The organism is Devosia sp. LjRoot16, from assembly GCF_964252795.1.
GTDB lineage: Bacteria > Pseudomonadota > Alphaproteobacteria > Rhizobiales > Devosiaceae > Devosia_A.
On the sequence record NZ_CAXUPH020000004.1, the window covers coordinates 370,517 to 390,858 of the forward strand.

Annotated in this window: 20 protein-coding genes; 14 read left to right on the forward strand and 6 right to left on the reverse strand. The window is 65.9% G+C overall.

The window, feature by feature from the left end; translation table 11 throughout:
• Positions 1–858: a LysR family transcriptional regulator gene (locus ACSQ23_RS19765; RefSeq protein ID WP_436091617.1), complete on the reverse strand. Its 858-nt coding sequence runs from the start codon at positions 856–858 to the stop codon at positions 1–3.
• A 125-nt stretch (positions 859–983) separates the two neighbouring features.
• Between ACSQ23_RS19765 and ACSQ23_RS19770 the strand changes: the two genes are divergently transcribed.
• A complete protein-coding gene (locus ACSQ23_RS19770; RefSeq protein ID WP_055885055.1) occupies positions 984–1,373 on the forward strand; it encodes a DoxX family protein in 390 nt (129 codons plus the stop codon).
• A gap of 66 nt (positions 1,374–1,439) precedes the next feature.
• On the opposite strand, the gene ACSQ23_RS19775 is transcribed toward ACSQ23_RS19770, so the two are convergent.
• Positions 1,440–1,862: a VOC family protein gene (locus ACSQ23_RS19775; protein ID WP_436091618.1), complete on the reverse strand. Its 423-nt coding sequence runs from the start codon at positions 1,860–1,862 to the stop codon at positions 1,440–1,442.
• A gap of 276 nt (positions 1,863–2,138) precedes the next feature.
• Here ACSQ23_RS19775 and ACSQ23_RS19780 point away from each other — a divergent pair, with 276 nt between their 5' ends.
• The 3 genes from ACSQ23_RS19780 to ACSQ23_RS19790 all read left to right on the forward strand — a co-directional run bounded on the left by ACSQ23_RS19780 (position 2,139) and on the right by ACSQ23_RS19790 (position 5,540).
• Entirely contained in the window at positions 2,139–3,284 is a 1,146-nt protein-coding gene (locus tag ACSQ23_RS19780) for a PA0069 family radical SAM protein (RefSeq protein ID WP_436091619.1), read from the forward strand.
• 341 nt (positions 3,285–3,625) lie between these two features.
• Positions 3,626–4,297 (forward strand): ribonuclease HII, encoded by a 672-nt coding sequence (locus ACSQ23_RS19785; RefSeq protein WP_436091620.1) that lies wholly within the window; start codon positions 3,626–3,628, stop codon positions 4,295–4,297.
• Between the two features lie 112 nt (positions 4,298–4,409).
• A complete protein-coding gene (locus ACSQ23_RS19790) occupies positions 4,410–5,540 on the forward strand; it encodes a site-specific DNA-methyltransferase (protein WP_055885046.1) in 1,131 nt (376 codons plus the stop codon).
• A 216-nt stretch (positions 5,541–5,756) separates the two neighbouring features.
• On the opposite strand, the gene ACSQ23_RS19795 is transcribed toward ACSQ23_RS19790, so the two are convergent.
• Positions 5,757–6,821, reverse strand: a complete 1,065-nt coding sequence (locus tag ACSQ23_RS19795; RefSeq protein WP_436091621.1) for an A/G-specific adenine glycosylase — start codon at positions 6,819–6,821, stop codon at positions 5,757–5,759.
• Between the two features lie 63 nt (positions 6,822–6,884).
• Between ACSQ23_RS19795 and ACSQ23_RS19800 the strand changes: the two genes are divergently transcribed.
• From ACSQ23_RS19800 to ACSQ23_RS19840, 9 genes are all read left to right on the forward strand, one after another.
• A complete protein-coding gene (locus ACSQ23_RS19800) occupies positions 6,885–7,406 on the forward strand; it encodes a DUF721 domain-containing protein (RefSeq protein WP_436091622.1) in 522 nt (173 codons plus the stop codon).
• Between the two features lie 167 nt (positions 7,407–7,573).
• The gene (locus tag ACSQ23_RS19805) at positions 7,574–8,242 is read left to right on the forward strand and encodes a DsbA family protein (RefSeq protein WP_055885036.1); all 669 of its coding nucleotides are present in this window, start codon (positions 7,574–7,576) and stop codon (positions 8,240–8,242) included.
• Positions 8,243–8,266: 24 nt separating this feature from the next.
• Positions 8,267–11,725 (forward strand): chromosome segregation SMC family protein, encoded by a 3,459-nt coding sequence (locus ACSQ23_RS19810; RefSeq protein ID WP_436091623.1) that lies wholly within the window; start codon positions 8,267–8,269, stop codon positions 11,723–11,725.
• Between the two features lie 203 nt (positions 11,726–11,928).
• Positions 11,929–12,318 carry an AtpZ/AtpI family protein gene (locus ACSQ23_RS19815; protein WP_055885030.1) on the forward strand — a complete coding sequence of 130 codons (390 nt, stop codon included), beginning with the start codon at positions 11,929–11,931 and terminating at the stop codon, positions 12,316–12,318.
• Between the two features lie 27 nt (positions 12,319–12,345).
• Complete coding sequence (locus tag ACSQ23_RS19820) at positions 12,346–13,101, forward strand: F0F1 ATP synthase subunit A (protein WP_055885026.1); 756 nt, start codon at positions 12,346–12,348, stop codon at positions 13,099–13,101.
• A 68-nt stretch (positions 13,102–13,169) separates the two neighbouring features.
• On the forward strand, positions 13,170–13,397 hold the full coding sequence (locus ACSQ23_RS19825) for a F0F1 ATP synthase subunit C (RefSeq protein ID WP_055885023.1): 228 nt from the start codon (positions 13,170–13,172) through the stop codon (positions 13,395–13,397).
• Positions 13,398–13,482: 85 nt separating this feature from the next.
• Positions 13,483–14,145, forward strand: a complete 663-nt coding sequence (locus tag ACSQ23_RS19830; protein ID WP_436091624.1) for a F0F1 ATP synthase subunit B — start codon at positions 13,483–13,485, stop codon at positions 14,143–14,145.
• Positions 14,146–14,151: 6 nt separating this feature from the next.
• The gene (locus tag ACSQ23_RS19835) at positions 14,152–14,655 is read left to right on the forward strand and encodes a F0F1 ATP synthase subunit B family protein (protein WP_069910547.1); all 504 of its coding nucleotides are present in this window, start codon (positions 14,152–14,154) and stop codon (positions 14,653–14,655) included.
• Between the two features lie 376 nt (positions 14,656–15,031).
• Complete coding sequence (locus ACSQ23_RS19840) at positions 15,032–15,745, forward strand: TIGR02117 family protein (protein WP_082528426.1); 714 nt, start codon at positions 15,032–15,034, stop codon at positions 15,743–15,745.
• 54 nt (positions 15,746–15,799) lie between these two features.
• Here ACSQ23_RS19840 and ACSQ23_RS19845 read toward each other — a convergent pair whose 3' ends face one another.
• Positions 15,800–16,363, reverse strand: coding sequence for a methyltransferase family protein (locus ACSQ23_RS19845; RefSeq protein WP_055885018.1), 564 nt, complete (start codon positions 16,361–16,363; stop codon positions 15,800–15,802).
• Between the two features lie 203 nt (positions 16,364–16,566).
• On the opposite strand from ACSQ23_RS19845, the gene ACSQ23_RS19850 reads away from it, so the two are divergent.
• Positions 16,567–17,529, forward strand: coding sequence for an alpha/beta fold hydrolase (locus ACSQ23_RS19850; protein WP_082528425.1), 963 nt, complete (start codon positions 16,567–16,569; stop codon positions 17,527–17,529).
• Here ACSQ23_RS19850 and gcvPB read toward each other — a convergent pair.
• On the reverse strand, positions 17,417–18,982 hold the full coding sequence (gene gcvPB, locus ACSQ23_RS19855) for an aminomethyl-transferring glycine dehydrogenase subunit GcvPB (protein WP_055885015.1): 1,566 nt from the start codon (positions 18,980–18,982) through the stop codon (positions 17,417–17,419). The two genes, ACSQ23_RS19850 and gcvPB, sit on opposite strands and share 113 nt — an antisense overlap.
• The gene (gene gcvPA / locus ACSQ23_RS19860; RefSeq protein ID WP_436091625.1) at positions 18,979–20,334 is read right to left on the reverse strand and encodes an aminomethyl-transferring glycine dehydrogenase subunit GcvPA; all 1,356 of its coding nucleotides are present in this window, start codon (positions 20,332–20,334) and stop codon (positions 18,979–18,981) included. Before gcvPA ends, gcvPB begins: the two co-directional genes overlap by 4 nt.
• Between the last annotated feature and the right edge of the window lie 8 nt (positions 20,335–20,342).

Genomic DNA, 20,342 nt, shown 5'->3' on the forward strand with positions numbered 1-20,342 from the left:
TTAGCAGTCCTTCGCCAGGTCCATGAAGGCGCGGACGTTCGCGGTGACAAAGCGTTGCGCCGGGTAGACGAAGTACACGTTGCCGGGCTCGGTGCTGTACTCGGGCAGAACGCGCTCGAGCGATAGCTCCGGCGTCAGCCGGGTGAAGTCGGGCAACGGCCCGATCCCCAAGCCTCGCAGCACCAGGCTGCGAACGGTCTGCATGTCGTCGGCTTTGAGCCGACCCTCGGGAAGCGCAAAACTGTGGTTGCCGGCGATCAGCCGAAAGCCCTGCGTGATGCGCGAAAATCGGATGATGTCGTGGCCGGCGAGCTCGTCGGGCGAAGCGGGGCGGCCGCGACGATCAAGATAGGCGGGGCTGGCCCACAGGCCGAGGACCGCCGATGCGAGGCGGCGGCTCACCAGTGTCGAGTCCTGCATCGGGCCGACGCGGAGCGCGAGGTCAACACCTTCGGCGATAAGATCGACGATACGACTGGTGACGATAAGCTCGATATCGGCCTTCGGGTAGGCGGCCAGAAACTCAGCGCAGAGGGAAGGGAGCACTGTGTTGGCGACGTCGGCGGACGCGGTGATCCGCAGCAGCCCGGTGGGCTCGGTGCCGGCCGCCGCCAGTTGGCTCTCTCCCGCCTCCAGCGCGTTGAGCGCTTCGATGCAGTGGCCAAAATAGGCTGCGCCCGCCTCGGTCACATGCATACGCCGGGTCGAGCGCTGGATCAGCGTGACACCCAAGCGCTCCTCGAGCCGGGCGATGCGCGCCGAAACCGTGGTCGTGGGCATGCCGAGGAGCCGGGCCGCTGCAGCAAAGCTGCCGGCCTGCACCACGCGGACGAAGACATCGATTCCTTCGAGTACCATCGGCGCATTATGCAGATTCCTGCACGATGTTTCCAGCTGAACTGTGATTGTGGGATAAATCGTCGCTCACTACGTTCCGGGTCTTGCGATGGCATGGGGCCATCCACGAAGGTTGGGCTCGGCGCATGGATTTCCTCACTTCCCTCAATTTCTGGCTGTGGACTGCTCAGGTTGTTCTCGCACTGCTCTACCTGATGGCGGGAGGCATGAAGGCGATCCGCCCAATCGCCGACCTCACCAAGATGATGGCTTGGCCCGCCGAGTACCCGCGGCTCACGCGCTTCGTCGGCTGGGCCGAGGTGCTCGGCGCCATCGGCCTGATCCTGCCGATGCTGACCGGCATCCTGCCCTGGCTCACGACGCTTGCTGCCGTCGCGCTGGTGCTGGTGCAGATCCTGGCGATCGGCTTTCACGCCCGGCGCGGCGAGACCGCCAAATCGCTGCCGATGAACCTGGTTCTGCTGGCGCTCGCGGTGTTCATCGCCTGGGGCCGCTGGGGCCTGTTCGGGGGCTGAGCCGCACCCGCTCAAGGGCCGCGATACGGCGCGGCCCTCTGCAGATTTCTCCCGGGGGTGGCGGGGTTACAACCCGAACGTCACGTTGCCCGCGTCATCCATGGAAAAACCCGGATTCCATGCGACTTCCCAGGCATGGTCGTCGGGGTCGGTGACATAGCCGCGTAGCCCGCCATGCGGCGGGGCGTCGGCCGGACGGATGACCCTGCCACCGGCCGCCGCCAATTGCGCGATCAGCGGCGCCACTTCGCCCGCAGTGGCGACGTTGTGGGCTAAGGCGAAGGCACCCGGCGTCCGCAGCCCGGTGCGGTTCATGTCCGCCTCCAGCTCAGCGGTCAGGAAGGTACCGAGCACCATGCCGTTGAGCTGGTAGAAGACGATCACATCGCTCTCATAGGCTGGCGTCCACCCGAACCCTTCGCTGTAAAAGCGCCGCGAGCGGGCGAGGTCGGTGGTGCCGAGGGTAATGACGGAAACTGCAGGCTTCATTTGGCCAAGACCTTTCACTGCGCCGCTCCCCGATGGAGCAGCGTTCAAGGCCATGGGACTCGGTCGCCGAAGCGAAGGCCAGGACCGCCGAAGCGGGACAGGGCTAACCGCACCTGCCTCTCCTTTTCTGACCCATCTAAGCTAGCAGCCGGCGCCATCGGGTCAATGCCGCGGCGCTCTCTCTCCACCGGTTTGTTCTTGTTCTGTTCTCATTGGGATGCTATTCCTAATGGAACGTTACCCGTGGCGAGTCGCTTAAGGGTTTGGAGAACGGACATGCGGGTCAGCGCCCCTAACTTCGAGCAACTGGAGCGGTTGAACGGCACCCGCGATGCGGACCTGATCGCGCGGCGTTACGTCGACCCGGCGCTCAATCGTGGCCGTGGCGCGCAGACCAACAAGGGCAGTCGCTTCGATAGGCAGAGCCGCGAAGAGTTCGACGACGGTTGGGGACAGGTCGAGGATTTGAAGCCGTTCGAAACCATCGAGCATGTCGAGCGCGCCAAATCGATCATCACCCGCAACGAAAGCCCGGATATCGGCTTTGATCGCTCGATCAACGCCTATCGCGGCTGCGAGCATGGGTGCTCTTATTGCTTCGCCCGCCCGACCCACGCCTATCTCGGGCACTCGGCGGGGCTGGAGTTCGAGCGCGACATCTATGTGAAGGCCAACGCCGTCGAGCTGCTGCGGCGCGAGCTGGCCGACAAGCGCTATAAGCCCAAGCCCATCGCCATGGGCACCAATACCGACCCGTACCAGCCGGCGGAGCGGCAGCATAAGCTGACCCGCGGCATCCTCGAATTGCTGCTCGAGACCAAACACCCGGTGACCATCACCACGAAATCGGCGCTGGTGGTGCGCGACCTCGATATCCTGAAGCCGCTCGCCGAGCAGAACCTGGTGCGCGTGGCGCTGTCGATCACCAGCATGGACCACATCCTGTCGCGCAAGATGGAGCCGCGGGCCTCGACGCCGGAAAAGCGCCTTGAGGCAGTGCGGCTGCTGTCGGAAGCGGGCATTCCGACCACGGTGATGGCGGCGCCGATGATCCCGGCGATCAACGACATGGAGCTCGAACGGATCCTCGACGCCGCGGCGGCGCAGGGCGCGGTGGGCGCCAATGCCATCCTGCTGCGGCTGCCGGGGGAAGTGCGCGACATTTTTCGCGAGTGGCTGCTGCGGCATTTCCCCGACCGGGTGAGCCACGTGATGAGCCTCGTGCGCGACACGCGTGGCGGCAAGGACAACGACCCGAATTTCGGCACGCGTTTCGTCGGCGAGGGTCCATACGCGACCCTGCTGCGCCAGCGCGTCGACCTCGCCAAGGCACGCTACAAGCTCGACCGGCCGATCGCGCCGCTGCGCACCGATCTGTTCACGCCGCCGACGGTGGACGACGGACAGATGACGTTGTTCTGAGCGGGATCCGTGGCTCCCAGGACCCCCTCTCTGGCAAAATCTAAGGCTTAGCCAAACGGCTAAACCTAAGATTTTGCTTTCTCCCCCGCCAAGGGGGAGAGTCCCGACTGCTGCTCCAATGCGGATGGAGGCCACCGACCATCTCCCCCTTGGCGGGGGAGAAAGCGAAAACTTGGGCTTAGCGCAGCTAAGTCCTTAGTTTTCGCCAGAGAGGGGGACGTGAAGCACGCGCAAGGATGCGCCCGACGTCCACCGCGGTTTCGCCAATCTCGAGGCGTACGACGCCGAGCGAGAGGAACGAGAAGCTGGTAACACAGATGCCACTTGCCCCGCAGGCGTGCATGGCGATGCTTGAGGACATGCCCTCCGATTCGCCCGTCATCATCAGCAAGCCGACGCTCAAGTTCGAGCGTGCCGCCATCAAGCGCGGGGCGAAATTCGTCTGTGGCGTCGATGAGGTCGGGCGCGGCCCGCTGGCCGGACCGGTGGTGGTTTCGGCGGTGATCCTCAACCATCGCAAGGTGCCGGAAGGTCTCAACGACTCCAAGGTGTTGACCGCCGCGCAGCGCGAAGCGCTGTACGAGAAGATCATGGCGTCGGCCATCGTTTCGATCGTGGTGGCGCCGCCGACGATCATCGCACAGCTCAACATCCTGCAGGCCTCGCTCTGGGCGATGCGCAAGGCGGTGCTGGGACTGCAGGTGAAGGCCGACCACATCCTGGTCGACGGCAACAAGCTGCCCAAGGACCTGCCCTGCCCCGGCGAGGCGATCGTCGGCGGCGACGGGCGCTCGGTATCGATCGCCGCGGCGTCGATCGTCGCCAAGGTGACCCGCGACCGGATGTGCCTGATCATGGACTTCGAAGAACCGCAATTCGGCTTCTCGAGCCACAAGGGCTATGCGGCGCCGCAGCACCTCGAAGCCCTCACCGCGCACGGTCCGGGCCGCCACCACCGCATGGATTTCGCCCCCTGCATCCAGGCGCAGCGGATGAAGACGATCGCCGCCTGAGGCGGACGACACGTATCCGCGCCTTAACCTCTCGCTAACCGCGAAGCTTAAATCCCCTTTAACCCTAACGCCTTACAACCGATCCCGTTAGTACTGCGTCAGGGTTCGAGTTATGTTGCGTACCGCGCGTATGGCGGCTTCCGCCAATGCGGAGGGGAGCCTGCTCCCCATCGACACCATCCTTGTGGGCGATTGCATCAAGCACATGAATGCCTTGCCGGCCGGCTCGGTTGACCTCGTATTCGCAGACCCGCCTTACAACCTGCAGCTGGACCAGGGCCTGACCCGGCCGGACCAGTCGCGCGTTGCCGGCGTCGACGACGATTGGGACAAGTTCGACAGCTTCGCCCATTACGACATCTTCACACGCGCCTGGCTGAAGGCCGCGCGGCGCATCCTGAAACCGGATGGCGCCATCTGGGTGATCGGCTCGTACCACAACATCTTCCGCGTCGGTGCGGCGTTGCAGGATCTCGACTACTGGCTCCTCAACGACGTGATCTGGCGCAAGGCCAACCCGATGCCCAACTTCCGCGGCACCCGGTTCACCAACGCGCACGAGACGCTGATCTGGGCCGCCAAGGATCGCGACAGTCGCGTCACCTTCAACTACGAGCAGATGAAGCAGGCCAATGACGACGTGCAGATGCGCTCGGACTGGCTGTTCCCGATCTGCACCGGGGCCGAGCGCCTGAAGGACGACGACGACGAAAAGCTGCACCCGACGCAGAAGCCGGAAGCCCTGCTCTACCGGGTGATCAGCGCGACGACCAAACCCGGCGACGTGGTGCTCGATCCGTTCTTCGGCACCGGCACCACCGGCGCGGTGGCCAAGAAACTCGGCCGCCACTTCATCGGCATCGAACGCGAGGACACCTATATCGCCGGCGCGCTGAAGCGCATCGCCTCGATCCGCCCGCTCAACGCCGCCACCATCGAGACGGCAGTATCGAAGCGCGCCGCACCGCGCGTGGCCTTCGGTTCGCTGGTCGAAATGGGGCTGATCGCCCCGGGCACCGAGCTCTACGATGATCGCCAGCGCTGGAGCGCACTGGTGCGCGCCGATGGCTCGCTGGTCTCGGGCGGCCATATGGGTTCGATCCACCGGGTCGGCGCGCTGGTGCAGGGGGCAGAGGCCTGCAACGGCTGGACCTTCTGGCATGCGCGGCAGGGCAGCCGGCTTGCCCCTATCGACGATCTGCGCAGCCAGGTGCGCGCCCAGATGGAACGACTTTCGGCCTGAATCTGACCTCCAATTCAACTCAGGCTGCGCTCGCCGCCGGCTCGAAAGAGCCGGCGGCTTTCGTTTGTGGGGATGATCTTGTGAGCCAAACTCACCAACCCACAGGGTGTCATCCCTGCGAAAGCAGGGACCCATCCCACCGCCTGCGCCAGCTGAGAGTTGGGTCCCTGCTTTCGCAGGGATGACATCGAGTGGGTTGGACTGCCGAGGCTCCCCTTACTCCACTCCAGCAGCGGCCAGCACCTTGCGGAAGACGCTCGGCAGGGCTTCGGCATCGAGTTCGCGCGGATCGGCCCACCAGCCCGCCTTGAGCTCGGCCGGATCGGCCACCACAGCCGACCATACGTCGAGCTCGAGCCGGAAATGGGTGAAGACGTGGACAACCTGTCCATCATAGCGCCAGTCGGAAGCCACTGGATGCACCACGGCGCGCTTGTCCGGCGTCCAGTCCGAGACCGGTGTCTCGGTCATCTGCGCCAGCAGCCCCTTCTCGGCCCGGGTCTGCAGGTACACATCGCCATCGGCATCGCGCATGACGAAGGCATGGCCGTAGCGGGTGGGACGGTCCGCCTTCTCAGGCTTCACCGGATAGAGCAGCGGATCAAGCTTGGCGCCGCGGCAGCCCGGCTGGATCGGGCAGAGCATGCAACTGGCGTTGCGCGGCGCGCAGATGGTGGCGCCAAGATCCATCAGCGCCTGCGCGAAATCCCCCGCCCGCTCAGGCACCACCGCCTGCACCGTCCCCCGCACCAGGTCCTTGGCGTCGCGCACCGGCACGTCGAGCGCCAGGTAGCGCGCCACCACCCGGTCGACATTGCCATCGACCACCGCCACCCGCTCGTCGCCGGTGATCGCGGCAATGGCTGCGGCGGTGTAAGGCCCGATGCCGGGCAGGGTCAGCAGTTCCGCCGAGCTGGTCGGGAACCGGCCACCGAAGCGCTCGACCACGGCCTTGGCGCAGGCATGGAGGTTGCGGGCCCGGGCGTAATAGCCGAGCCCCGCCCACTCGACGAGCACGGCTTCGAGCGGCGATGCGGCGAGATCGGCGACGGTCGGCCAGAGGTGGAGGAAGCGCGCGTAGTAGCGCCCGACCGCTGCAACCGTGGTCTGCTGCAGCATGATTTCGCTGAGCCAGACGCGATAGGGATCGGCTAGGATACCGCGGGCGCGGTCGGCCGGTCCGACCCGCCATGGCAGGCTGCGCGCGTGCCGATCGTACCAGGCGAGTACGGCGGCGGCGTCGAGCGGCACGGGGTTTTGCTGGGGCGCGGCATTTGACATGATAGCGGCCACAGATGGCGCGCCGCAGCAGCGGGCGCAAGCGGCGGCGGGAAGTTGTTACCAGTGGCGGACAAGCCGAAATCGAAACCCAAGGACGATGCGCCGCCCAAACGGCTCAACCGCGCCGTCGGCGTGGCCGAGGCGCTTGGCGGGGTGCTCGATCCGGCGCTGAAGAAGCGCGGCTTTGCCAGCCGCGACATCCTCTCGCACTGGCCGACCATCGCGCCGGCGCCGTACGACAAGGTGACTCGGCCGGACAAGCTGAGCTGGCCGCGCGGCGAAAAAGGCGCCGAGGGGGCGACGCTTTACCTCCGCTGTCACCCCGGCCATGCCCTGGCGCTGGCGCACGAAGGTCAGCGGGTCGCGGCCTCGATCAACCGGTATTATGGCTATTTCCTCGTCGGGCAGGTCCGGCTCAGTGCCGAACCGTTCGCGATCGAGGATGCAGTGCCCGAGACAGTCCCGGCGCTGCCGGAGGTCGCCCGGGCGCGGATCAGCCGCACGGTCGAGCGGGTCAGCGATCCGGGGGTACGTGACGCCCTCAGACAACTCGGACAGGCGATCGCCCGGAGAAAGCCCGATTGATCAGTGCCTATTCCGCGTTGCCATTCGAGCGCAGCTCGTATGGCCTTCGCGCCTCAATCGCTGCACTGGAGCGATTTGCCCTGCGGGACATCGCGAAGTGTTCATCGCCGGTTGAACTTGCCCGGCCTAGTTTGCCCCGATATTAGGGCGAGCAACGAAAAAACGGAGTGAAACTCGTGGCCAACCGTCGCAACATTCTCATCGGGTCCGGCGCAGCTGTCGTCGCGGCAGCGGCGGGGACCAGCGTGTCCTTCCTGTTCGGCGCCACCGGCGCCCTCGCCCAGCAGTTCGACCAGGCCAAGCTGATGGCGCCGGCCGGTGGCGTAGCCGACCACCCGCTTGGGCCGGCGGACGCCAAGGTGACGCTGATCGAGTACCTGTCGCCGACCTGCCCGCACTGCGCTGCGTTCACCAACACCGTCTATCCGCAGCTCAAGACCGAGTACATCGACACCAACAAGATCCAGTTCATCCCGCGCCCGTTCATGCGCAATGTGCTGGATGCCGTGGTGTTCATGCTCGCCGAAGCGGCTGGCCCGGAGAAGTATCACGAGGTGATCGACACCTTCTTCAAGACGCAGGACCAGTGGGCCGCATCCAACACGCCCAATGACGCCATCTTCGGCATCGCTCAGCAGCTTGGTTTTACCAAGGAAACCTACGACGCTGCCTTGACGAATCAGGACCTGTTCAAGGGACTGGAAGCGGTGCGGGATCAGGCGCTGGACGAGTTCAAGCTCCAGGGCACGCCGACGTTCTACATCAACGGCAAGATGCTGACTGGAGAAAACTCGTTTGAGGCTCTCAAGGCCGAAATCGATCCGCTGCTCTCCTAACGCGCTGCCCCCCAGGGGCGCGCGATGAAATTCACGCGCCTCAAACTGCACGGCTTCAAATCCTTCTGCGACCAGACCGAGCTCTACCTGGAGCCCGGTCTGTCCGGCGTGGTGGGACCCAACGGCTGCGGCAAATCCAACCTCGTCGAAGCGCTGCGCTGGGTGATGGGCGAAAGCTCGTACAAGGCGATGCGGGCTTCGGGCATGGACGACGTGATCTTTTCCGGCTCGGGCAGCCGGCCCGGCCGCAACACCGCCGAAGTCACCCTCGTTCTCGACAATTCCGACCGCACTGCCCCGGCCCCGCTCAACAACGCCGACGTGCTGGAAGTTACGCGGCGGATCGAGCGCGAAGAAGGCTCGGTCTATCGCGTCAACGGCAAGGAAGTCCGGGCGCGCGATGTGCAATTGCTGTTCGCCGATGCCTCGACCGGCGCCCACTCCCCTGCCCTCGTTCGCCAGGGCCAGATCGGCGAACTGATCGCCGCCAAGCCGCAGCAACGCCGGGCGTTGCTCGAAGAGGCCGCCGGCATTTCGGGGCTGCACTCGCGCCGGCATGAGGCCGAGCTCAGGCTGCGCGCGGCGGAACAGAATCTCGAACGCGTCGACGACGTCATCGCCCAGGTCGAGCAGCAGCTCGAAACGCTGAAGCGACAGGCCCGGCTGGCCGTGCGCTATCGCGCCCTGAGCGGCGATATCCGCAAGGCCGAAGCAACGCTGTTTCACATCCGCTGGATCGCCGCGCGCTTCAACGAGAAGGATGCCGAGGCCGCGCAGGCCAAGCTGGTGCGTGATCTTGCCGAAGCGCAGCATATCGAGCTCGAAGCCCAGAAAGTGGTGTTCCTCGCCGACAAGGCGCTGGCGCCATTGCGCGACAAGGAAGCCGCCGCCGGCGCCGTGCTGCAGCGGCTGACCATTCTCGCCGAGCAGCTCGAGGGTGAGGCAAGACGGGCTGCGGCGCGGCTCAATGAACTCGGCGAACGGCTGAAACAGATCGAACAGGATGCGGTGCGCGAGCGCGCGCTGGTCGGCGAGAGCGACGACGCCCTCGAGGCGGCGCATGAAGAGCGCAGCCGCCTCGAAGCGGAAGCGGCGGGCGAACAGCAGGCGCTCGAAGCCGCGCGGGCGGCGACCGAAGCCGCGCAAAGCGAAGTGGCCAAGGCCGAGGGTGAGGCCCGCGCCGCCGCCGATGCCCTGGCGCAGTTGCGGGCCCGACGCGGCGCAGCCGAGCGCAGCGTTGCCGAGGGGCGCTCGCGGGTGACACGACTCGAGACGCAGATCGCCGACGTGGCGCGCGAAGCCGAGCAACTGGCACGCACCCTCGGCGCCGACGCGACGCTGAACGCCGGGCGCGAAGCGCTCGACATGGCGCAGAACCATGCCAAGGCGGCGGAAACTGCCGCCGTCACCGCCGAGACTGCCGCTGTCGCCGCGCAGGCCGCCGCCGACGCGCTGCGCCCGGAACTGCAGCAGATCGAGGCAGCGTTGAACCGGCTGGAAGCCGAGGCGCAGACGCTGAGCCGTATCCTCAACCATGGCGGCGCCAGCAAGTGGCCGGCAGTGGTCGATCAGCTCAAAGTTGCAGCGGGCTATGAAACGGCGCTCGGCGCGGCGCTCGGCGACGATCTCGATGCCTCATCCGATGCCGGCGCGCCGTTGCACTGGGCCGGCGCCGCTGCCGGCGCCGACCCGACCTTGCCGGCGGGCGCCACGCCGCTATCGCAGTTCGTGTCAGGCAGCTCGCTGCTGAAACGCCGGCTCGACCAGATCGGGCTGGTCGACGCGGCAGACGCGGCGCGGCTGATGGCGCAGCTGCAGCCCGGACAGCGGCTGACCACCAGGGCCGGTGGGCTGTGGCGCTGGGACGGTTTCGTCGCCGCCGCCGATGCGCCGACCGCTGCGGCGGAGCGGCTGGCGCAGCGCAACCGCCTGGCTGAGCTCGAAGCCGAAGTGGAGGACGTACGGGCCCGGCGCAACAGCCGGCGTGCCGATGCCACGGCGCTGGCCGAAGCGCTGGACGCGGCCCGCACCGACGAGCGGCTGAAGCGCGACGCCTGGCGGAACGCGCAGCGCGAGATTGCCGTCGCCCAGGGCGAGCTGGATAAGGCGCAGCGCGCCATCAGCGATCTCGCCGCTCGCCAGGTGGCGCTCGATGAGACGCGGACCCGGCTCGATGCGAACCTCGCCGAGGCAGTCGCTGCGGCCACCGAGGCGGAGCTGTTGCTGTGGGACGCCGGCGATGAAACCGAAGCTGCGGCTTTGGCGACATCGCTGCAGTCACTGCTCAGCGGGCTGCGCGAGAAAGCCGACCAGGCGCGGCTGAAGCTCGGCGGCTTCGAGACGGCGGCGCGGATGCGCAGTGCGCGCCTCACCCAGATCGCCGCCGACGTCGCCGCATGGTCCCGCCGTCGTGAGGGCGCCGCTGGGCAGTTGGCAACGCTCGACGCCCGTACCGCCGAAGTACGCGAGCAGATCACCGTGCTGCAGGCGTCGCCTGAGAGCCTCTCCGAGCGTCGCCGCACCCTCGATGCCGAGATCGCCGTGGCGCGCGAGGCGCACAAGGCGGCGACCGACGCGCTTGGTGTCGGTGATACCCGGCACCGCGAGGCGGACAAGGCGCAGCGGTTGGCGCATGACGCGCTCGCCGGTTTCCGGGCCGAGCTGGCGCGGGTCGAGGAGCGGATCAAGGGCCTCATCGCGCAGCGCCACCAGATCGAGCGGCAGGTGCACGAGACGCTCAACATCGAGGCCTCGCAGACGGCGCAGCTCGCCGGTATCAGGCCGGAACACGCTTTGCCTCCCGAGCCCCAGGTCGAATCGCAGGTCGACCGGCTGAAGGCAGAGCGCGAGCGGCTGGGCGGGGTGAACCTCGGCGCCGAAAAGGAATCCGAAGAGGTCCGTGAAAAGCTCGACCTGATGGTCAAGGATCGCGACGACCTGATCGCGGCGATCGCCAAACTGCGAGGCGGCATCCAGAGCCTCAACCGCGAGGGCCGGCAGCGGCTCAACGAGGCGTTCGAGAAGGTCAACGCGCATTTCCAGGAGCTGTTCACCTCGCTGTTCGGCGGGGGTACCGCCGAGCTGCAGTTCGTCGAGAGCGACGATCCGCTGGAAGCCGGGCTCGAGATTCTGGCGCGGCCGCCGGGCAAGAAGCCGACAACCATGACGCTGCTGTCGGGCGGCGAGCAGGCGCTCACGGCGATGTCGCTGATCTTTGCGGTGTTCCTCACCAACCCGGCGCCGATCTGCGTGCTCGATGAGGTCGACGCGCCGCTCGACGACGCCAATGTCGAGCGCTTCTGCAACCTGCTCGACATGATGACCGAGCGGACGGAAACCCGCTTCCTGGTGATCACCCACAATCCGATTACCATGGCCCGGGTCGACCGGTTGTTCGGCGTCACCATGGCCGAGCGCGGGGTCAGCCAACTGGTCTCGGTGGACCTCAAGGGCGCCGAGGCAGCGGTGCGGGTGGCGAGCTGACGCCCCATCCTTGCCGCAATAGTGGCGGCCAGAGTCGCGATGACTCAATGTCACACCTCCTTTCGTCGGATAAACTTCCTTATTTATCAAAGCGTTAGCAGTCTGTTCACAGCCTTGACACTGGTAGGGGGCGCCACTATGTTGCCCGCGACTTCGAGGGGCTCCAGTTCCTGTTAAGGCCCGGAGGCGCATGGGAGAGCGGGATGGCAAAGTCACGCAATACCGGGCGCTCGCCGAGTGATGGGAAATCAGGGTCGCTGACCTCGGATCTTGCAGCTCGCATCAAGCGGGCGCAGGCCTCCGAGCAAGCACCGGGCGACGCGGAAATTGCTGCGGCCAACCGGAACATGTCCGGCTGGAACCGGGGCATGCGACTCGGAACGGAATTTATTGCGGCCATCCTGGTCGGCGCGGGTATCGGTTACCTGCTCGATCTGTGGCTGAGGACCGGTCCCTGGCTGATGCTGGTGATGTTGCTGGTCGGCTTTGCGGCGGGCGTGCTCAACGTGGTGCGTTCTGCAGCGGAAATGAACCGGGCGGCGCCGCCGCCCACGGTCGCCATGCGCGCGCCGGACGACGAAGAAGACGAGTGAAGGCTCCAAGCCTAAAGGGAACAGCAGTTGGCCGATCCGAATAAAGTCGACCCGATCCACCAGTTCCAGATCACCGATATCGTCTCCTTCGGTGAAGGCGGCGTTTCCTTCACCAACTCAGCCCTGTTCATGGTGCTGTCGGTTGGTGTCATCGCCCTTTACCTCCTGCTCTCGACGCAGAAGCGCAGCCTGGTGCCGAACCGGGTGCAGCTGGTCTCCGAGATGCTCTACGAGTTCGTCGCCAAAATGGTGTCGGACTCGGCCGGCAAGGCTGGCATGAAGTTCTTCCCCTTCGTGTTCTCGCTGTTCATGTTCGTGCTCGTCGCCAACATGTTCGGCATGATCCCGTTCTTCTTCACCTTCACCAGCCACATCATCATCACCTTCGCGCTGGCGCTCCTGGTGTTCGTGGTGGTCATCGTCTACGGCGTCTACAAGAACGGGCTGAAGTTCTTCAAACTGTTCGTGCCGTCGGGTGTGCCGGGCTATGTGCTCCCCATCGTGGTGCCGATCGAGGTGGTTTCCTTCCTCTCGCGCCCGATCTCGCTCTCGGTTCGTCTCTTCGCCAACATTCTCGCCGGTCACATCACCCTCAAGGTGTTCGCGGGCTTCATCGTGACGCTGGGTGGCCTGGGCTTTCTCGGCTGGCTCGGTGCGCTGCTGCCGCTGATCATGACCGTGGCGATCACGGCGCTCGAATTCCTCGTGGCGGCCCTGCAGGCCTACGTCTTTGCAGTGCTGACCTCGATGTACATCAACGATGCGATCCATCCGTCGCATTGATCTAGGCCGGTTCACAGTGAGGCGACGGCAAGCGTCGCCAATCGGTCGCAAAATGGAGCAGACTACAAATGGAAGCTGAAGCAGCAAAGTTTATCGGCGCGGGTATTGCGGCCGTGGGTATGGCCGGCGCCGCCATCGGCGTGGGCAACATTTTCGGTAGCTTCCTGTCGGGCGCACTGCGCAACCCGGCAGCGGCTCAGGGCCAGTTCGGTAACCTGATTTTCGGTTTCGCCGTGACCGAAGCTCTGGGCATTTTCTCGTTCCTGATCGCGCTCCTGCTGCTGTTCGCAGTCTGATTTCGCGACGGGCTGCGCTAGCGCAGACCGAGTAAGGGCTCCGGGTTTCGATCCGGGGCTTTAACGGCCGCAAAAGGGTTTCGAGATGGCGGGTTCAGCCCAAGACATCATTATCGTGGCGCAGGCCGAAAGTGGCGACGCGCTCCAGCAGGGCGAGGTCGTCGCACCCGCCGAGGAGCATGCCGCCGAAGGTGAGCATACAGCACCGGCCGACGCCCATGGCGCGACCGACACGCATGCTTCGACCGAGGCGCATTCGGAGGTGTTTCCGCCCTTCGATCCGGCGAGCTTCGGTGGCCAGCTGCTCTGGCTCGCTATCACCTTCGCAGCGCTGTATTTCCTGATGAGCCGCGTGGCCCTGCCCCGCATCGGCTCGATCCTCGAAACGCGCCGGACCCGTATCGAAGGCGACCTGAAGGAAGCCGAGCGGCTCCGCCAGGAGACCGAGAAGGCCGCCGCCGCCTATGAGGCAGCGCTGGCCGAGGCCCGCAAGAACGCCCACGGCATCGCCGAGGAAACCCGCGCCGGGATCAAGGCCGACATCGACGGCCGCCGTGCCGACGTCGAGGCCACGCTGGCAAAGCGCGTCTCGGAAGCCGAGGCCCGCATCCAGGCCGACAAGGACGCGGCGCTCGCCAATGTTGGCGGCATCGCAGCCGAGACCGCCCAGGCGCTGGTCGCCAAGATCTCGGGCACTGTCACCGCGGCTGAAGCCCGCGCCGCGGTCGCCGCGGTTTCGAAGGAGTAAGGCAGCATGTGGGCCTTCGGGTTTGACGCCACCACCGGCGCCACCATCTGGGCAACCATCGCGCTGGTGATCTTCATCGGTATCGTCGTCTATTTCGGCGTGCCCAAGATGATCACCAAGATGCTCGATGAGCGCATCAAGAAGATCGAGACCGACCTCGCCGAAGCCGAGGCGCTGCGCGCCGAAGCGAAGGCCCTGCTCGAGGACTACGCGCGCCGTCGCGAGGAAGCCGAGAAGGAAGCCGAGGACATCGTCACCGCGGCGCGCGAAGAAGCGTTCCGGCTGACCGCCGAGGCCAAGTCGTCGCTGGAGGCCATGGTGGCCCGTCGCGAGAAGGCCGTGGCCGACAAGATCGCCCAGGCGGAAGCCCAGGCCGTCGCCGAAGTCCGCGCCCGCTCGGCCGACCTCGCCGTCGAAGCCGCCCGCGTGCTGCTGGAAAAGCAGGTTGCTGCCAAGGGTGACGTGTTGGTTGACCAGGCCATCAAGGACGTCGCAGCCCGCCTGAACTAAGGTTCGGTTGCAGAGCTGAAGATCGAAATGCCCGCGCCAGCGGGCATTTTCTTTTGGAGCGATGCACTTCCTTCTCCCTTGCGGAGGAGAAGGGAACTCTGGGGCTAGCTCCTTAGCCAAACCTGGGGCGTGGCAAGGGTCTTGCCGGGGGCACTCCGGCTGTCATCCCAGCGAAAGCTGGGACCCATTTGTCAGCTGGCGCGGGCGGCGAGTTGGGTCCCAGCTTTCGCTGGGAATGACATCGAGTTTTTGGAGCACACCGCACTCCTCGCCACCCACCCGCCCGGGAAACAGGGTACGGAGCGTGCCTTTGCACCACCATTGTGCTTAGCCTTCGTAGCTCGCAGCCAGCCACGTGAGTCCTTTCGGGGGGAGCATGCGGATCCTGAGGCGCATCGCGCTGGTGTTGTTGCTGCTTGTCGGGGTGCCGGTCCTGGCGGTGCTGCTGGGCGCGGTGATCCCACATCCTGCAGTGTTCGAGCAGCCGGACGGCACGCCCCTTCCACGACGCATCCTGGTCGTCTCGAACCCTATCCACACCGACATTGCCATCCCGCTGGACGCCCAGAGCCGGGCGGCGTTGCCGTTCCTCGCCGAAACCGAGCTGCCGGTAGATCTGCCGGACGCCCGGTGGCTGCTGATCGGATGGGGTGGCCGGGCCTTCTATCTGGAGACGCCGAGCTTTGCCGACATGAAGCCGGGACCGACGTTCAAGGCGCTGACACTCGATCGCTCAGTGATGCATATCGATGTGCTTGGCGAGGTCGACCAGGCGAACCCGATCGTGACCCCGCTGGACCTGTCGGAGGCCGGCTATGCCCGGATGCTGTCGGAGATTGCCGGCAGCTTCTCGCGCATCGATGGCCAGGTGCAGCCAATCGACGGCTACGCGCTGACCGGCAGCGACCGGTTCTACGAGGCGGAAGGGAGCTTCAACGCCATCTTCGTCGGGTGCAATGCCTGGACGGCGCGGATACTGCGCAGCGCCGGCGTGCGGACTGGCTTGTGGGTGCCGCTGCCGACGACGCTTGCCGGGTCACTGCGGCTGTTCAACCGCCTGCCCGAAACGGCAGCGCCCCAGGGCTCTTAGCTTGTCACGCTTTCGAACCGGAAAAGTCTGCAACCTTTCCTGAAAGCGCTCCGCTTAGCCCTTTGCGACGCCCGGCAGGCGTGGCCAGAAGAAGCCGGTCTTCTGGCGATAGCTGGCATAATCGGCAGCCATCGGGGTGCGGGAGAACTTCTTTTCCTCGCCGAGTGCGGCCAGCACGTAAATCACCGTAATGACCGCCAGCGGAATGACCGACCAGGGCGACCAGGTGGCGATGGCCCAGCCGATCCAGAAAATCAGGTAGGAGGTGTAGAACGGGTGGCGCAGGTAGCGGTAGGGACCGGTCATGACAAGGCCGTGCGGATTCTGCACGTCGAAGGCCATCTTCAGGCGCGCGGCGCGGGATGCCTTGATCGCCGCCCAGAACAGCCATAGCGCCAGGCACTCGATCACCAGGCCGATGGACAATGCCAGCACGGGCTGGGTCTCGATCCAAAGCAGGGTCAGGTAGATCGCCGCAGTTGCGAGGACGACCACAGAGATCACCACCGTGCCCGTTGGCATTTTCGGCGAGTTGAAATGGGCCTTCAGTGACCAGCTGTACTGGGCGATCACCGCAATGCTGACCGCACTGACGAGCAGATCGAGAACAAGGTCCATACGTAATCCCCCTGCGGCGCTACTTGGGCTGCCTGATCACGCTACGTAGGGATCGCCGACGAAACAAGCTGCAGTTGCGCAACGACGGCCTGCGTTTCGATAAAATGCAAGGTTTTCGCTTCGTCGTTGCTTCACCGTGCTGGTTGACCGGGGCGTAGTGAGTGTCTGGCAGAGTCCGGGGCACTCAGCATGACGGCCTCGCAATGACCATCTACCACAGCACGGTGCAGACCCACTCCGCCTCTATCCGCCTCAGCGAAAGCGACGGGCGCGGCGAACCGCTATTGCTGCTGCACGGCTCGGGCGCCTCGCGCAAGGTGTTCGGCAAGCAGTTCGACAGCGAGCTGGCCGACCGGCACCGGCTGATCGCGCTCGACCTGCCGGGGCACGGCGCCTCGGGCGACGCAGAGTCGGGCGCCGACTATGGCGTCGACGGGCTGGCGCGCACGGTGGCCGAGGTGCTGGAGCACAAGGGCATCGAGCACCTGGTGGTGATGGGCTGGTCGCTGGGTGGGCATGTCGGCATCGAGCTGATGGCGCGGCATCCGGGGGTGCGCGGGCTGATGATCGTCGGCGCGCCGCCGATCGGCCGCGGCCCGATCGCCATGCTGCGCGGCTTCCAGACCAACCTCGACCTGCTGCTGGCAGCCAAGGAGCAATTCAGCGAACGCGACGCGCAGCGCTTCTACGAGATGTGCTACCACGGCGCGGGCGACCCGACCTTCCTGCAGTCGATCCGCCGGGCAGATGGGCGCGTTCGCGTGGCGGTATCGAAGAGCCTGCTGCGCGGCGATGTCGCCGACCAGAAGCTGGCGGTCGAGCAATCGAGCGTGCCGGTGGCCGTGGTCAATGGCGCCGCCGAGCCGGTAGCGCGGCTGAGCTATGTGGCGGGGCTGCACTACCGGAACCTCTGGGGCAATGTCTGCCACATCATTCCCGATGCGGGGCATGCACCGTTCTGGGATCAGCCGGCGCAATTCAACGAGCTGCTCGGCGCTTTCGCGGCCGATGTGGTGGCAAAGCCTCTCGCCACCACACCTACGGTCTCCGAGGTTACTCCGCCGCCTGCGGCAGCAGCTCCTGCCGCTCCCACTTCAGCACCGGCGAGCGCGCGGCGCGGGTCTCATCCAGGCGCCGGCGCGGTGCGTTCAGCGGCGCGCTGGTAAAGCGGGCCGCATTGCCGGCCCTGGCGTCATTGGCCAGTTCCAGCATCACATCGCAGAAGCGGTCCAGCGTCTGCTTGCTCTCGGACTCGGTGGGCTCGACCAGCATGGCGCCATGCACGACCAGCGGAAAGTACATGGTCATGGGGTGGAAGCCCTCATCGATCAGCGCCTTGGCGAAATCGAGCGTCGACACGCCCGTGCCCTCGAGGAAGCTGTCATCGAACAGCGCCTCGTGCATGCAAGGCTGCCCTGGGAACGGCACCGAGAAGACCCGCTCGAGCCGCGCCTTGATGTAGTTGGCGTTGAGCACGGCATCCTTGGCCGCCTGGGCCAGACCGTCGCCACCATGGCTCAGCATGTAGGTGAGCGCGCGGACATACATGCCCATCTGGCCGTTGAAGGCGGTGATGCGCCCCAGGTGCTGGCCTTCGGCATGCTCAACGAGGGCCAGTGGGCCCTCACCCTTTTTCACAAACGGTACCGGTGCGAATGGCGCCAGCGCGGCCGACAGGACCACCGGACCGGCGCCCGGGCCGCCACCGCCATGTGGGGTGGAGAAGGTCTTGTGCAGGTTGATGTGCATGGCGTCGATGCCGAGATCGCCCGGCCGGACCACGCCCATGATGGCGTTGAAATTGGCGCCATCGCAGTAGAAGTAGGCCCCTGCCTCGTGCACCGCCGCGGCGATCTCGATCACTTCGGGCTCGAACAGCCCGCAGGTATTAGGGTTGGTGAGCATGATCGCAGCGACATCGGGCGACAAGGCTGCCTTCACCGCCTCGACATCGACCGTCCCATCATCGCGAGCCGGCACGGCCCTCACTGAATAGCCGAGGAAGGCGGCGGTGGCGGGGTTGGTGCCGTGGGCGCTCTCGGGGACCAGCACAACCTTGCGGTGCCCCTGCCCCGCGGCTTCCTGTGCCGCCTTGATCGCCATCATGCCGGCCATCTCGCCATGCGCGCCGGCCTTGGGGGTGAGGCAGACGGCCGCGGTATTGGTCAGCGTCATCAGCCAGTGCGCAAGCTCCTCCATCAGGGCGAGGGCGCCCTGCACGGTCGAGACCGGCTGCAGCGGGTGGATGTCGGCGAAGCCGGGCAGCCGCGCCATCTTCTCGTTCAAGCGCGGGTTGTGCTTCATGGTGCACGAGCCGAGCGGGTACATCCCACTGTCGATCGAATAGTTGAGGCGGCTGAGGCGCACATAGTGGCGCAGCGTCTCGGGCTCGGTAAGGCCGGCGAGGTCGATCTCCGACTTCCGCTCGAAGCCACCGAGGAAGCTGCCATCGATCGTCACATCAGGCAGATCGACGCCGGAATGCTCGCGGTCACCGATCTCGAACAGCAGCGGCTCGTTGGGGAGCAGCGAGGACCCCGAGACGGAAGTGAAGTCGGACGTGCCGACGGGCACGGAAGTGCCGATGCCAGTCGGGCGGCCCTGGTTGTTCATGCTCATTGGGCGTCCTCCGAAAGGGCGGCGTGGAGGCACTCGGCCAGCATCGCGATATCGTCGTCGGTGGTGAGCTCGGTGGCGGCCAGAACGATGAGGTTCTCGCGGGCCGGGTTGTCGGGCTCGAGGCGGCTCACGGGTAGACCGGCGAGCACGTCGGCCCTGGCCAGCATCTCGACCACTGGCGCAGCCGGTACGGCCAGGCGGATGGTCATCTCGTTGAAGAAGCTCTTGTTGAGTAATTCGACACCGGGGACGGTGCCGAGCATCTTCGCGAGCTTCACCGCATTGTGGTGGTTGAGGCGGGCCAGCTTCTTCAAGCCAGCCTCGCCGAGCAGCGACATGTGGATGGAGAAGGCGAGCGCACAGAGGCCCGAATTGGTGCAGATGTTGCTCGTCGCCTTCTCGCGGCGGATGTGCTGCTCGCGGGTGGAGAGGGTCAGCACGAAGCCGCGATTGCCGTCGGCGTCGACGGTTTCACCGCAGAGCCGACCCGGCATCTGGCGGATGAACTCCTTCCTGGTGGCCATCAGGCCGACATAGGGGCCGCCGAAGTTGAGGCTGTTGCCGATCGACTGGCCCTCGGCGACGACGATATCGGCGCCAAGGGCGCCCGGAGCTTCGATCAGGCCGAGCGACACGACCTCCGTTACCACGACGATCAGCAAGGCGCCGGCAGCGTGGGCGGCATCAGCCGCGGCGCGCAGGTCGCGCAGGTGGCCGTAGAAATCGGGGGTCTGCACGACGATCGCGGCGGTGTCGCCGTCGATGCGGTTGAGAATGTCGCCCTGCCCTTCCGGCGAGGCCGGCAGGCAGACCAGATCGGGGCCGTCACCGAGATAGGTGCGCACCACGTCGCGATAGTGCGGGTGAAGACCGCCCGAGAGGATGATGCGGTTACGGCGGGTGAGGCGACGCGCCATCAGCACGGCTTCGGCAGTGGCGGTCGAGCCGTCATACATCGAGGCGTTGGCGACCTCCATGCCGGTGAGGTGCGCCACCTGGGTCTGGAACTCGAACAGCATCTGGAGCGTCCCCTGCGAGACCTCCGGCTGGTACGGGGTATAGGCGGTGAGCCACTCCGAGCGCTGGATCAGGTGATCGACGCTTGCCGGTACGTGGTGGCGATAGGCGCCGGCGCCGATGAAGAACGGGCCGTCACCGGCGGCGTGGTTGCGGCTGGCCAGTGCCTTCATCTTGGCTTCGACGAGGAACTCGGGCGAATGGCGCGGCAGGTTCACCGGTTCGCGCAGCAGGGCATGGCGGGGGACGCGAGCGAACAGATCCTCGGCGGTCCGGGCGCCGATCACGGCGAGCATATCGGCCCGCTCGTGCTCGGAATGGGGGAGATAGCGCATCGAAGTCC

Coding starts and splice junctions, on each gene's coding strand:
- ACSQ23_RS19840 (WP_082528426.1), top strand. CDS start 15,032: ATGCGGATCCTGAGGCGCATCGCGCTGGTGTTGTTGCTGCTTGTCGGG.
- ACSQ23_RS19785 (WP_436091620.1), top strand. CDS start 3,626: ATGGCGATGCTTGAGGACATGCCCTCCGATTCGCCCGTCATCATCAGC.
- ACSQ23_RS19780 (WP_436091619.1), top strand. CDS start 2,139: ATGCGGGTCAGCGCCCCTAACTTCGAGCAACTGGAGCGGTTGAACGGC.
- ACSQ23_RS19775 (WP_436091618.1), bottom strand. CDS start 1,862: ATGAAGCCTGCAGTTTCCGTCATTACCCTCGGCACCACCGACCTCGCC.
- ACSQ23_RS19830 (WP_436091624.1), top strand. CDS start 13,483: ATGGCGGGTTCAGCCCAAGACATCATTATCGTGGCGCAGGCCGAAAGT.
- ACSQ23_RS19825 (WP_055885023.1), top strand. CDS start 13,170: ATGGAAGCTGAAGCAGCAAAGTTTATCGGCGCGGGTATTGCGGCCGTG.
- ACSQ23_RS19770 (WP_055885055.1), top strand. CDS start 984: ATGGATTTCCTCACTTCCCTCAATTTCTGGCTGTGGACTGCTCAGGTT.
- ACSQ23_RS19850 (WP_082528425.1), top strand. CDS start 16,567: ATGACCATCTACCACAGCACGGTGCAGACCCACTCCGCCTCTATCCGC.
- gcvPB (WP_055885015.1), bottom strand. CDS start 18,982: ATGAGCATGAACAACCAGGGCCGCCCGACTGGCATCGGCACTTCCGTG.
- ACSQ23_RS19790 (WP_055885046.1), top strand. CDS start 4,410: ATGTTGCGTACCGCGCGTATGGCGGCTTCCGCCAATGCGGAGGGGAGC.
- ACSQ23_RS19845 (WP_055885018.1), bottom strand. CDS start 16,363: ATGGACCTTGTTCTCGATCTGCTCGTCAGTGCGGTCAGCATTGCGGTG.
- ACSQ23_RS19835 (WP_069910547.1), top strand. CDS start 14,152: ATGTGGGCCTTCGGGTTTGACGCCACCACCGGCGCCACCATCTGGGCA.
- ACSQ23_RS19795 (WP_436091621.1), bottom strand. CDS start 6,821: ATGTCAAATGCCGCGCCCCAGCAAAACCCCGTGCCGCTCGACGCCGCC.
- ACSQ23_RS19765 (WP_436091617.1), bottom strand. CDS start 858: ATGGTACTCGAAGGAATCGATGTCTTCGTCCGCGTGGTGCAGGCCGGC.
- ACSQ23_RS19810 (WP_436091623.1), top strand. CDS start 8,267: ATGAAATTCACGCGCCTCAAACTGCACGGCTTCAAATCCTTCTGCGAC.
- ACSQ23_RS19815 (WP_055885030.1), top strand. CDS start 11,929: ATGGCAAAGTCACGCAATACCGGGCGCTCGCCGAGTGATGGGAAATCA.
- gcvPA (WP_436091625.1), bottom strand. CDS start 20,334: ATGCGCTATCTCCCCCATTCCGAGCACGAGCGGGCCGATATGCTCGCC.